At 47.8% G+C, this 13,119-nt stretch carries 10 protein-coding genes; all 10 read right to left on the reverse strand.

Annotated features, from left to right (window positions below; all coding sequences use genetic code 11):
* Window positions 1-50: 50 nt before the first annotated feature.
* The 10 genes from nagA to KOE27_RS01895 all read right to left on the reverse strand — a co-directional run bounded on the left by nagA (window position 51) and on the right by KOE27_RS01895 (window position 13,097).
* On the reverse strand, window positions 51-1,229 hold the full coding sequence (gene nagA, locus KOE27_RS01850; RefSeq protein WP_215237159.1) for an N-acetylglucosamine-6-phosphate deacetylase: 1,179 nt from the start codon (window positions 1,227-1,229) through the stop codon (window positions 51-53).
* Between the two features lie 9 nt (window positions 1,230-1,238).
* On the reverse strand, window positions 1,239-2,558 hold the full coding sequence (locus KOE27_RS01855) for a Gfo/Idh/MocA family protein (protein WP_215237160.1): 1,320 nt from the start codon (window positions 2,556-2,558) through the stop codon (window positions 1,239-1,241).
* A gap of 29 nt (window positions 2,559-2,587) precedes the next feature.
* Entirely contained in the window at window positions 2,588-3,904 is a 1,317-nt protein-coding gene (locus KOE27_RS01860; RefSeq protein ID WP_215237161.1) for a sugar MFS transporter, read from the reverse strand.
* Between the two features lie 81 nt (window positions 3,905-3,985).
* Entirely contained in the window at window positions 3,986-5,353 is a 1,368-nt protein-coding gene (locus tag KOE27_RS01865) for a Gfo/Idh/MocA family protein (RefSeq protein ID WP_215237162.1), read from the reverse strand.
* Window positions 5,354-5,449: 96 nt separating this feature from the next.
* A complete protein-coding gene (locus tag KOE27_RS01870; RefSeq protein ID WP_215237163.1) occupies window positions 5,450-5,824 on the reverse strand; it encodes a high-potential iron-sulfur protein in 375 nt (124 codons plus the stop codon).
* A gap of 45 nt (window positions 5,825-5,869) precedes the next feature.
* A complete protein-coding gene (locus KOE27_RS01875) occupies window positions 5,870-7,993 on the reverse strand; it encodes a PVC-type heme-binding CxxCH protein (RefSeq protein WP_215237164.1) in 2,124 nt (707 codons plus the stop codon).
* A gap of 9 nt (window positions 7,994-8,002) precedes the next feature.
* Entirely contained in the window at window positions 8,003-9,322 is a 1,320-nt protein-coding gene (locus KOE27_RS01880) for a Kelch repeat-containing protein (RefSeq protein ID WP_215237165.1), read from the reverse strand.
* Window positions 9,323-9,351: 29 nt separating this feature from the next.
* Window positions 9,352-10,311, reverse strand: a complete 960-nt coding sequence (locus KOE27_RS01885) for an amidohydrolase family protein (protein WP_215237166.1) — start codon at window positions 10,309-10,311, stop codon at window positions 9,352-9,354.
* A 24-nt stretch (window positions 10,312-10,335) separates the two neighbouring features.
* The gene (locus KOE27_RS01890; RefSeq protein WP_215237167.1) at window positions 10,336-11,724 is read right to left on the reverse strand and encodes a neutral/alkaline non-lysosomal ceramidase N-terminal domain-containing protein; all 1,389 of its coding nucleotides are present in this window, start codon (window positions 11,722-11,724) and stop codon (window positions 10,336-10,338) included.
* Window positions 11,721-13,097: a DegT/DnrJ/EryC1/StrS family aminotransferase gene (locus KOE27_RS01895; RefSeq protein WP_215237168.1), complete on the reverse strand. Its 1,377-nt coding sequence runs from the start codon at window positions 13,095-13,097 to the stop codon at window positions 11,721-11,723. Before KOE27_RS01895 ends, KOE27_RS01890 begins: the two co-directional genes overlap by 4 nt.
* Between the last annotated feature and the right edge of the window lie 22 nt (window positions 13,098-13,119).

Consider the following 13,119-nt stretch of genomic DNA (forward strand, 5'->3'; position numbering starts at 1 on the left):
GTGGTTAATTAGGTATATCCGGTATTCTCGGTGAGCCGGGAGTTTTGGTTCTAGTTTTTCTGGTAAACCACGCTGCCCTTGACAATAGTCGTCTGGATATGAATGTTGCTGTCAAAAATGACAATGTCCGCATCCTTTCCTGCTACGACGGAGCCTTTGCGGTTTTCAACACCCATGATTCTGGCAGGTGTTGTGCTCATCATTCTTACGGCATCGAGTAGTGAAACATCGGCCATGTGAACCATGTTGCGTACGAGCCTGTCGGCGGTGGAAACGCTTCCTGCGAAGGAGGTACGGTCGGGTAATTTGGCAACTCCGTCTTCCACAATCACCTTGAGGCCGGTTGCGAGAGGTCCTAGGACACTTTCTCCTTCTGGCATGCCTGCGGCACGCATGGCGTCGGTGATCAGCGCGGTCCGGTCGGCTCCTTTGATCTTGTACACCAGTTTTAAAAGAGGCGCCGGGAGATGAACACCGTCGGCTATGATTTCCACATCCATATCCAGCAGGAAGGCACTTTCAATTGTGCCTGCATATCTGAACGCATTTTTCCTGGTTACACCCGACATGGCAGAATACAAATGTGTGGCCAGAGAATAACCGTTTTCATACGCATCCAGCACTTCTTCATAGATGGCGTCGGTATGTGCAACGGCTGCCAGAATTCCTTTCTGTCTTAATCTTTTGCCAAAAGTAATCGCTCCGGGTAATTCAGGTGCGGCGCTCCAGCGTGTAATGGAATCGGAATAGGCAAGTATTTCTTCATATTCCGCAGGGTCAGGATGGCGGATATAACGTGGGTCCTGCGCGCCGCGCTGGCTTACGGCAAAATAGGGTCCTTCAAGGTGCATACCCAGAAACTGTGCTCCCCGGGTATTGTTCCGATGCGCCGTTTCGTAGATATCAAGGGTTTTGAGCAAGTCTTCCTTTTCACTTGTGAGGGTAGTGGGTACCATAGCGGTGGTACCATATTGCGCATGGAGTTCCGCAATTTTCAGGAAGGCTTCTTCTGTCCCGTCCATAAAGTCATATCCACCGCCACCATGGATGTGGAGATCTATAAACCCGGGAGCCACATAATGTCCTTTGGCATCCAGGATTCGGGCATCAGGTACATCCATGTCTCTTTCATGTACTCCGGCTATGACGCCATTTTCTATCACCACCGTTCCGTTATGGATGGTCCTGTACGGTGTTAGTATCTTTCCGTTTATTATTTTAATTCTCATTCTCTCAATTTACACAGTGGCTACTCCGGCTACCGGAACCGGGTAATTTCCATTTTGGTCAGGCATTACCAGAGGATTAGCATCCCATGCCAGTTTTTCCGGTACAATACTGACGTTCGATTGCATGGCCTCGTCCCATTCTATGGTCTGTCCCGAATGTGCCGCCATCCGGCCTATGATACAGGCCATGGTACTTTTGGCACCCCATTCCGTATCATTAATCAGCTTTCCTGTGGTAATGCTTTCAAATAATTTATCGTGCTCGATCTGATAAGGATTGTGAATGATCCGATCGTTTTTTTTCCAGATTACTTTCCCGTTATGCTCTTTCAAACCGGTGGCCAGGTCGCCATAGCCTTTTGTTCCTAAGAAGGAGAACCCGTTTTTCTTCATGGTTCCATCAATATGGCGTATCTCGCTATGCAGCTTAAAGCCATCGGCATACTCATATTCTACATAAAAATGATCGTAAACATCTCCATTGTCGGGGCCTTTAAAGGCGGAACGCCCGCCCACACCCTGCGCTCTGACGGGATACCCGTTTTTGACCCAGTTCACAACATCATCGTTGTGTATCTGAAGGCCGGCCGGTGAACCTGCCCAAAGCCAGTTGAAGTATCTCCAGTTCCTGACCTGGTATTCCATCTCGGTCCACCCTGGTTTGCGGGGTACCAGATTGATATTGCCCACCATATAATAACAGTTGGCGGAAAGTACATCACCTATGGCACCTTCTTTGATCAGATTTACAAATTCCTGATGTGTAGGATCATAGCGATTCTGGAGGCCTACCACCACTGACAGTTTCTTCCTGGTGGCGAGTTCGCCTGTTGCCAGTATCTTCCGGATACCCGGCGCGTCTGAGGCAAGTGGCTTTTCCATAAAAACATGTTTTGATGCCGCTATTGCTGCTTCAAAATGGTCGGGACGGAAAGGCGCCGGGGTCGCCAGCAATACTACATCGGCCAGCTCAATAGCCTTTTTGTAGGCATCAAAACCCACGAATTTATGATTCTCGGGCACGTCGATCTGCCCCTTGAGCTTTTCAATTTTGGACAAATGAAAAAAGGTTTCATCCAGCTGATCGCGGAAGACATCGGCAAGGGCCACAAGCCGTACGTTTTTTGATGCCGTTAAGGCTTGTGCCGCCGCTCCTGCACCCCGTTTACCACAGCCAATGAGTGCGATCCTGATCACATCATTGTTGGAATTGTTAACGAATACCCTTTCGGCTCCCGGGCTTAAAAGTGCTCCTCCAAGGGCAAGGGATGAATGTTTTATGAATGAGCGGCGTGACGGGAGCAAATCAGTTTCAATGATCTTTTTCATAGGTTGTTGTCAATCTGAGCGGAATGATCTTACCAGTGTCTGAGCTTATGGCCATACATGGCGTAAAATACCAGATAGAGATAACATGGAAGCAGCACCCAATAAGCGAGCCTGACGTCATACAAATCAGCAAAGTGGCCGTAGAACAAGGGCATAATAGCATTTCCGCAAAGTCCCATGATCATTACGGAAGCGCCAAGTTTGGTAAAACGGCCAAGGTCGTCGAGAGCGAGGGGCCATATTCCCGCCCATACAAGCGAGTTGGCCAGGCCCAGTAATACCACAAACCAGATGGAAATATCTGTGGTATGCCCAAGAAAACTCACCTGTCCTTTTGTAAAAATAATCAGTAAGGTAAATATGGTACCGAGTAAAGTGCAAATCCGGAGGGCATTCACCTGGCTGATGAATCTGGGAATGGTAACAATCCCGATGAGGTACCCGCAAATGGTACAAAAGAGTGTATAGGATGGAAATACCTTCGCTTCGAGCAGGTCAATACCCATTGAATTAGCGTAACCGATGATGGTATCAATGGCAATAACCTGTGTTCCAACGTGCAGGAAAATGGCAAGAGCGCCCAGGATCAGGTGGGGAAACTGGAAAATGCTGGTTTTTCCTGCGTTGGCAGTAGCAACATCGCCAGTTTCATGCTCGGTATCTATTTCGGGCAGGGGAGAACGGTACACCAAAAAGCCCAGAACAAACAAAAAGGTACCCAGGGCAATATAGGGGTTGATCACCCGGCGGATCAGTTCGTCCAGAGCAGCACTTTTTTCAGTAGGATTCATGGTACCTAACTGTGCAAAAAGGTCAGTGTCGGTAGGCCGCAGAATCACAGCCGCAAAAATGATGGGTGATAAAATTCCTGCCGCTTTATTACAAATACCCATCATGCTGATCCGCTGTGCAGCTCTTTCTTTCGCACCCAGAATGGTAATGTAAGGGTTTGCAGCCGTTTGTAATATGGATAAACCGATACCAATGGTGAACAAGCCGACCAGGAATATCTCATAGGTACGGGTCATGGCGGCGGGTACAAAAATAAATGCGCCCAGGGCCATTGCCCAGAAGCCAAACATCATTCCTTTTTTAAAACCAACGGATTTTAACAGGTAGGAAGACGGAACCGACATCACAAAATACGCAATGTAAAATGCGAATGCCACCAGATACGCCTGAAAGCTGGTGAGTTCACATGCAATTTTGAAATAGGGGATCAGTATGGAATTAACCCAGGAGACAAAGCCGAAAATGAAAAACATCAATCCGATCAGAAAGATGGAGATGGTGGTTTCCTTTTTGGTAAGATGTTCTACTTTTATCGCTATTGCAGCACTTTTCATTCTGGTAAGAGTTAAATCCCCGGGAATTTCCCGGGGGTGAGGATTACAGGGTCGGGTAGGTTATGAACGGACAATTGGCAATTAAACCGTTGGTTCCCATCCTTTTTGGTACTCGCGTTTCCATAGTTTTGCGGCCGCTTTGTTATTCTTGATATGTCCGTTGGAAGGATCAATATCAAGCGCACCTCCCGAACGGAGGGCAATGTTGCCCAGCTGCGCAAGTAGTGTACTTTTGTGTCCGCTTTCAATATCGGAATTCAGTGCCGTACCTTTTTTGATTCCCTCGAAGAAGTTCTGAATGTGTAACGCATCCAGCCCTTGCGATGGGTTCATTTTATTTCTTGGATCAATGACAAAGTCATTTTTTACATCTTTAACCAGCTTGTTTTTCAGATCATAGATGCTGTAATTATTACCTTCGCCAATCTGTATGGAACCGGTTTCACCGTAAAAAACCACACCTACACTGGTACCTTCTATATTACGTCCATTGCAGCTTCTTCCTTCCCAGGTCATGGCCGTGTTGTTTGCAAATTCCAGGTTAATCACTTGTGTATCTGGCGTTTCCCAGTCATCTTTGTAGCGGTATCTGCCTCCTGCTGAGGTGACACGCGTGGGATAATCAACCTGAAGTCCCCATCGCATCAGATCGAGCATGTGGGTTCCGTTGTTCAGAGCTTCGCCGGTTCCCCAGTTCCAGAGCCAGTGCCAGTTGTAGTGGATCAGGTTGTCTTTGTAAGCTCTTCGTGGTGCGGGGCCCTGCCACAGATCGTAGTCCAGCCAGCTTGGTACCGCCGTTTCTTTTCCTACCCCGATGGACGCCCGGTTGTTAGTATACCAGCCTTTTACAAAATACGGACGTCCGATGGTCCCACCATGCACTTCTTTAATAGCAGCGGCAACATTGGGCCAGGAACGCCTCTGATTACCCATCTGAATTACATTTTTGTATTTTTTCTGAACCGCCATCAGCAACTCACCTTCATGCGGGTTGTGGCTGCAGGGCTTTTCCAGATACACATGTTTACCGGCTTTGGAGGCCAGTATGGCAGCAGGGGCATGCCAGTGGTCGGGAGCTGCCACTACCAGCGCATCCAGGTCTTTGTTTTCTAACGCTTTTCTGAAGTCAGGAATATTGGCTGGTTTTGATTTCTGAATATTCTCAACCGTACTGATACATTTTTCAGCGGCACGGGTATCTACATCAGAAACAGAAATTACCTCACAGTTGGGTTGCAGGGCATAGTTGGTTGACAACGCCAGGCCGCGGCTGTTCACACCCATCATACCCACTCTTACCTTTTCGTTAGCCCCAATAATACGTGCATAACTTTTTGGGGTGAAGGACGGAAGTATACCTCCTAAACTTAGCATGGCGGTGCCTGCCAGGGATTTTTTTATAAAATCCCTGCGTCCGCTGTCATTTCCGGGGTTATCTGTTGTTTGCATAGAATTAAGAAATTATGACTTATTATAAAATACTTTAAGGTCAGAATGCAGTTACTTTATTAAGTTACTTTTTCAGGTAAATTACTGGTAGCGGGTCTATTCTGCTACTTGCGCCGCCCAGTAGGTGCAATAGCCGGTTGCCAGTACAGGCCCTTTGAACAGCTGGCATTTTCCGCAGGCAGGCGTATCTTTCTGCGGCAGATAGAGCTGGCAATTACTGCACTTTGAATCTGCAATAGGTGATTCCTTCACATATCCGAGTTTTTCCCTGGCTTTCAGGTCGGTATCACTGATCCCTGAAAAATCATTACAGGGATCAGCTGAAGGCTTTGCCTGTTTATCATCTTGTTTTGCTTCTTTTTTTGATTCTGTGCTGTTACACGCGCTGAGGAGTACTCCAGATGTGAGCAACACGGATCCCGAAAAAAAGGATTTTTTAAAAAAATTCCTCCGGTCCACTATTTGAGCCATATTGTAAATGCTTTCGTTTAAAATTTAAAGAACGGACAGAGGTAATCACGGTTTGAGTATATCCTCAAGAACGGCTTTGGATTCTGCCGATGCGGTTGTTTTCATAGCAGTAAGCATCTTTTTGGATTCAGCCCCGAGTGCTGTTTTTTCCTTCCTTGAATTTCTTCCGTCGGCAATTCCGGAAAGTACTGCTGAAGTCCAGGTTTCAGTATCCGATCCGCCGGGTTTGGTAACGACGGACAGCAGTGCCGTTATCTCCGTATCTTTATTTCTTGCACCGGTTACATACGCAAAATCCTGAATGAAATCTGTTTTTTCTGCATCACTTTTTGAGAAAAACGAATTACCAGCCGCCAGCGATTTAAGCAGGTCAGGAGAAGTTCCTGCGTTTGAACTGAGAACCGCCATTCTGAACCAGTGGTCTTTATAATGTTGTTCCACCACTTTGGCCAAAACCGGCGCCGATTGCTTCGCCGGGAAATTACCTACGCTTAAAGCTGCCTGGAAAGCCACACGGGCGGAGGAGTCGGCTGTTCTGGCAACGATAGCCGGGAGAAGCTGCGGATACTTTTCGGCAAACATCAGGCCATATTCACGAACGCCCGCATCCTTGTCATCCACTGCTTTAGCAACCAAACCAGCGTCCAGGGCACTCAGACCTTCCAGAACGAAGAAGGCGTGCAACCTTACGCGGGGATCGGTACTTTCGGAAAACAGCGTTTTAACGGCCGGAATAATACTTTTGTCCTGCTTTTCAAGAATAAGCCGCTGGGCCTGTAACCGCCACCACTGGCCGGGATGAGAAAGCACGCTAACGAGCTCAGCAGCCGACATTTTTGCCAAATTCGGTACGGTTTTGTCGGTAGACTTTGGATTTTTAGGGGTGATCCGGTAGATACGTCCTTTGTCCGAACCTTTCATAAAATCCATGTCCGCCTTAAGATCGTCTGGAATGGAAACCGGCGTTTCAATATGCTGACGGTAAAAATCGATCACATATAAAGCGCCATCCGGACCAACCGTAAAACCTGCGGGGCGGAACCAGGTATCGGTTGAGCTTAAAAACTCTTTGTCTTTTTCAGTGATAGAATCTCTCCGTGCTCTGAACGTCGGGCTGTCCGCGAGTGCTGTAAGAACGTCCCGGTGTACCAGGCTTCCGGAAACATCGCCGGTGAAAACATTACCGTAATATTTGTCTGGAAAGGTTTGCCCACCATAAAAGGTACTTCCAGAAGCACCCGTGAAATGGTCTTCGGCGTATTCCACACGGTCAAGCTTTTGTTCCTGATATTGCTCATTCCGTCTTTTAGTCCGTTCGGCACGCCAATACGGAGCCGGTGTGGTCTGGAACATGATTACCTCTTTGTCCGTAATATCTTTTACGGCCCTGGTGGAAGGCAGGTATTCGTGACGGTGCAAGTACCGCCAGGGCATGATCATCTGCTGCATGTGCAGGCTGTTTTCGGTCACAAAACGGTGGCCAAAGTCATCAAACGTATGCCCGAACTGCCCCGGGCCCGACTCCTGTTCAAACTGGTTGCGGTCGAGCCGGAAGCGGAAATCCGCACTTTTCATATTCATAGGCTCACCCCCAGGCTTCTTACTGAAAGTAACCGAACCATCCTGGCCATGATTGGATGCATAGATCCAGTTGTCCACGCCAAACCGCAGATTTGTGATCTGCGCCTCGGAGTTATTTTCAAAAAAACCAGTAAACAGTACTTCCTTCACATCGGCTTTTGAGTCGCCATTGGTATCTTTCATGTACCAGATATTGGGTGCAGCCGTTACCAGCAGTCCTCCTTTCCACGGCAGCATACTGGTGGCCTCCGTCACGCTGTCTGCAAAAATGGTCGCTTTGTCGATCCGCCCGTCGCCGTCAGTATCTTCCAGTACTTTGATCTTTCCCTTTCCTTTTCCGGGTTCCGGTTTGTAAGGATAATCGGGCATTTCTACGACATATATCTTTCCTTGTTCATCAAAAACCAGATCTACCGGATCCATGATGAAGGGTTCGGCGGCAAAAATTTCAATATTGAAATCGGGGTTGAGGTCGAAACTTTTCAGCGCCTCTTCCGGGGTGAGCGCGTCGGGATAGCGTTTCTGTGAACAGGAATAACTGAACAAGACCAAAACAGAAACAGAAAGTAACGTGGTGATACGATTCATGGGTTGAAATCAATTAAAAGGGTTCGATATTTTTACCAGATCCTGAATGATTTTGCCTTCATGGTTAAATCTGGCAAGGAAATAAATGTGGCCGTCGGAGCCGACCGCAATGGAATTTACATAGGTAGGGCGTTCACCGTTTTCGTAGAAAACCGGACCGTGATCGGTATACTTATGATCCGAGAGACGAAAAGTTACCAGGTGTAAATTTTCGAGTCCTTTGGCAGCGCCTTTCGCAATCTGATCCTCGCCTTTGAGCCTTTTTCCGTTGATGTAAATGGGCCCTCCGGTGAGATAATAAATAGTATCCTGATCAGGCCCAAGCTGAAATCCCAGATAGCCATAACTGAACTGATCAAACATTCCGCTTTTTCGGGAGGGCAGGGATGTAATCCGTTCAACGATTTCTATGTTTTGTTTTCTGGGGTCAAACCTGAAAAGATACCCCGAATTGCCATGAACCCCGTAGGCAACTTCTTCCACAGGATGCCAGAATATCTTGCGCCAGTTGTAACACATGCTTCCCGGGCGGGTGAAGTCGTATTTGCCAAAATAATCAAGGCGGAGATCCACGTCGGGGAGTTTTTCCAGGATTGCGGAGTCCGGATTGTAGGTAAAAATATCACCTTCCGCAGTGGAGAAAAAGACAGAGCCGCTTTCAGGATCTACAAAGAGCGAGCGGCACAAGGAGCGGAAATCGTCTCCGGGAGTACCTGCTTCTCCATTTCCTGAAACCCTTCCCAAGTCTTTTAATGTACGGTTGTCAACATCAAAATGAATGAAATTCCCTCTCGGCCAGGAGATACCGTACAGATGTCCCCGGTCGCGGTCCATGGTCATGGAAACCATCCCTTCCCCGTTTGGTACCAGGGCCAGATCCTCGAACGTGCCGGTTTGCAGATCATAGGACAAAAAGTGCCCGCCGGGATAAAGCTGATACCCCGCAGGAGGATTTACCGGCAGGCGGTCCATGCCATCGATCAGTTCATAAAATCCTACATGCGTTGAAAAGTAAAGTTTTCCGTTTCGTTCATAAAAACGGACGTGGCTTTTCCCCTGTGAAATGGCTTGCAGGTGCCTTTCTCCGCAGATATCTGTCAGATCGCCAAGGAATTTGGTTTGGTCCGTTGCCGGATCGTAAACATACATCTGGCCTCCGGTATCATGCTGGTCTGACGACAGTACGTAATAGATCCTGCCATCACTGGCTGCCGAAATAGCATTGTAGGTATCGTGCGCCTTTTCAAAACCGGAATAGTAATGCCGTGCTGCCAGCATTCCTGAATCAGCCGATACTTCGGTCAGCGTTTCGTTTAATGAATTACTCATCTAAAAATTTAAAGGTTTAGGTAGTACTGTCAGAGGCGAAAAAGTTTTTTGGCGTTTTCGTAAAGTATCTTTCTTTCGGCCTTTTTGTCGGGGGCCAGTTTTCTGATCTCGATGAGGGTTTGCGCCCCCTGGCACTTTTCGCCGTGTCCTACGCTGTCATCGCAATCACTGCCATAGAGCAGCTTGTCCTGATGCCTCTTGATAAAATCGCGTGCGTGCTCTTCATCCCTTGTCATGGATAACAGGCCAGAGCCCGCCGACATGTCTCCGTACATATTGGGGTAGTCACTCAGCAGCTTATCGGTGAGGCCGCCCTTTGTAACTTTTGTTTTTGGGTATAATATGCTCTGGTCTGTGTGGTTTTTATCGATATTGGCCCACCAGGTTTGCGCATGGCCTATGAAATTGACCTTGGGATATTTCTCCAGCATCTTAGGAAAACGTTCAAAATTGTAATTGAACATCTGAAACTGCCAGTGCATGAGCACAGGCACATTGTAATGTTCTGCAAGCTTGTATATTCTCTGCATTTCCTTTGAGTCGCAGTCCACACCAAACTTTAATTCGCCTATGACCGGTGCTCCCAGTTTAAGGTATTTTTCAATTTCTTTGGTGGCATCGGGCAGATCAGGAACTTCGTTGGCTCCAAAAGTAAATTCGCTGGGATAACTTTTTGCAAAATCGTAACAAACCGAATTGACGCCGCATTTTGCCTGTAAGCCGTTGGTGGTTCCCTTATGTGTGGATAATCCGAAAGAGGGCGTACCCGCAGGCAACAGAATGGTTTTGGTAATGCCCATTGCCCGCTGATGTGCCAGGAGTTGCTCCTGAGGCCGTCCTGCATAGTTGGTATGCTGGTGGATATCGATAATGGGTTCCTTGTCCTGAAAAGAACTCTCGCCGGCATGAGAGGCCAGTGCATTACCTAAAAGCAAGGTACTGGTGCCAATAATAAAATCTCGTCTGGAAATGGGTTGGGTTTTACACATATTCTTCTTTTCAGGAAACAATAATTATTTAATCAGTTTTGACTCCGGTTTGGGAACTCCCACCTGTTCTGCCAGTTGGGTAATACCATGCAGTATATCCTGCTCCACTTCCGAAGTCCAGGTGCCTGGCAGTCCATAAACTATGGCGGCAATCTCACCTTCGTAACCTCCTTCACGCAGAATGGTAGCCGAGGGGATGTAGGTCATCACGTCATTGGAATAGCCCATGACAAAAATTTGCTGCCCGAATATTTTTTTTAGTTCAATGGCATACTGTACGACCAGCTCTCCGCCCAGGGTCATGATGGGGAGTTCTCCCAGTTTCCACACCTGAACCGGGTAAGGATATGTTTTGTCAAACGCTTCACCTTTATTTATTTTTTCAATCATCCGCATGGCCCAGCGTTTCTGGTACCCCGCTGCTGTTTCTGAATACTTTTTAAGTTCGGCCAAAGTAGGTGCCGTAGAAAATGCAAGGTCAATTTCGGAATAGGCGGTTTTTAAAACAGGCGTCAGTTTGGGCATGTCCTCGCTCAAAATTCGTTCTACAGCCGCAGCAAGGGTTTTTCCGTACTGTTTGGCCAACGGAACAGTGTGGCGCGGAAGGGGATTCTGGTCTGCACCAGCTCCCTGAAAAAACATAGCAGTCGTACCCGGATACAGCTTTTCCAGCTCCAGTTGCGCATACCCGGGATAATCGCCAGACCAATTGTATCCGTCCAGTACAGTTGGATGACAGGCATAACCAAAGGCAATGGCCATCAGCTTACCCTGATCGTCGGTGACTTTAATCACTGGTACCGCAAAATCATTGGGTCCCTGTAATTCAGTGAGGCGTTCCAGTATGCCTGCATCGTTATTACGGCGGTTGACCTGAAATCTGGCTACTCCGTTACGTGCATATATTTCAGCAGGCTTTAATGCTTTGATGGCATCTCCCACCAGTTTGACAAACTGCCCGACGAGCTTGTCTCCGTACTGGTCTATTTTCACCTGGTCTTCGGCAGTGATGGGGTATATATCCGTCAATGCTTCCTTCAAAACCGGCGCTGAATGGGTGTGCGAACTGTTCAGGATGATCTGATCTTTTGATAGATTATAACTTGCTTTAAGCTGATTCCTGATTTCATCCGACATTTTCTTGGGAAGCCCGAGCAGATCTGAGGTAACCAGCACAGACCTTTTACCATTTGCATCTTCAAATACCAGGGCCTTTGCCCAGAGCTCATGCAGTTTTCCTTCCGAAGCATGGGTGCGGCTGGCGAACCCTGCCATCCACATGTTTTGATCGGGTGTAATAACGACCCTGGCAACACCTGCCTTCCAGCCAGCTGCTTTTCCGTTGGCCGAAACCAGGTGGCTAGCCATCAGAAGCAGTAAAAGGAGATGAACATGTACGTGATTCCGTTTCATTTCTGATCCAGGGTTTTAATTTTCTCTGCGTTGGTATATATCTTTTCGATGGCATTGGCTATCAGGTCCATATCATTTTTGGTTCCCAACAGCATATTTTGGGTAAACCATACCGCTTCCTTGCAAAGCAGGTCGTTTTGCGGGCATTGGTTTCTTTCGTTGTATTTTTTAATATCCAGTAATTCCTTCGGATAAATTCCCTGGTAACCTTTTGACTGAAAAGTTTCGTTCAGGAATGGCTGGGTGTTCAGGGTGTTGTACCCACTGGAACAGGGAACACCCTCCGCTGCCAGAGCTTTCAGAAAGCCGGCTCTTGTAAGGCCTTTGAATGCATCCTGTTTGTACCGGAATGGAAAAAGGTGAAACGCTGCGCGGGTTACATTGGGGTACAACTGGTAAGGCACAATACCCGGGATGTCTTTGATTTTGGATTTTAAATAAGCAGCGTTCTCGTTGCGAGTGGTGGTTTCGGCATCAAGCCTTTTTAACTGTGCCAGTCCAATGGCCGCCTGGTATTCAGTCCATCTGAGTTTGGTACCCTGCATGGTGGCGCCCGTTCCAACCGCACCCACCGCACTTCCGTACGGGTTCCCGAAATTGGTAAAGGAAAAACAGCGGTCCAGGAAGGCATCATCGTTACTGGTGACGGCACCGCCTTCTCCAATGGGCAGGTTTTTGGAATTTTGAAAACTAAAACAACCCGCATGGCCGATTGACCCCACTCTTTTTTTATTAATTTCTGCCAAATGTGCCTGGCATGCATCTTCAATAACGATGAGGTTATGTTTTTTGGCAATGGCCATGATCTTGTCCATGTCAGCAGGCAGGCCCAGAATATGAACAGGGATAATGGCCTTGGTCCGTGGAGTAATTTTAGCTTCGATTTTAGCCGGATCCATCTGATAGGTATTGGGATCTATATCAACGAAAGCGGGCATTGCTCCATTGGTCAGTACGGCGCTTACAGTGGCAATAAAAGTATAAGGAGGCACCAGTACCTCATCGCCTGCTTCAATATTAAACTGCGAAATCGCTGTTACCAGCGCGTTGGTACCATTCACAACCGCCAGGCTTCGTTTTACGCCTATTGCCGCTGCCCATGCTTTTTCAAATTCCGTGACGACTTCCGCTCGGGACCAGACTCCGCTGCGCAGTACCTGCAGAACCTGCTTTTCATCCGTTTCAGGATTCCAGGTTGGCCAGGAAGGCCATTGGGCTTTGCTCCAGGACGGCGTTCCACCCAGGATTGCAGGGGTAGATGCCGTCTGAATACCTGCTGCAGCCAGCTTGCCTGAAACACCGGATGTCAGTGCTGCTCCCGCAACGGCCATTGCGTTCTGTTTTATAAATTCACGTCTCGAAAAATCAGACATAAGTGTAAATGATTAGATGACA

This window comes from Dyadobacter sp. CECT 9275 (assembly GCF_907164905.1).
Classification (GTDB): Bacteria; Bacteroidota; Bacteroidia; order Cytophagales; family Spirosomataceae; genus Dyadobacter; species Dyadobacter helix.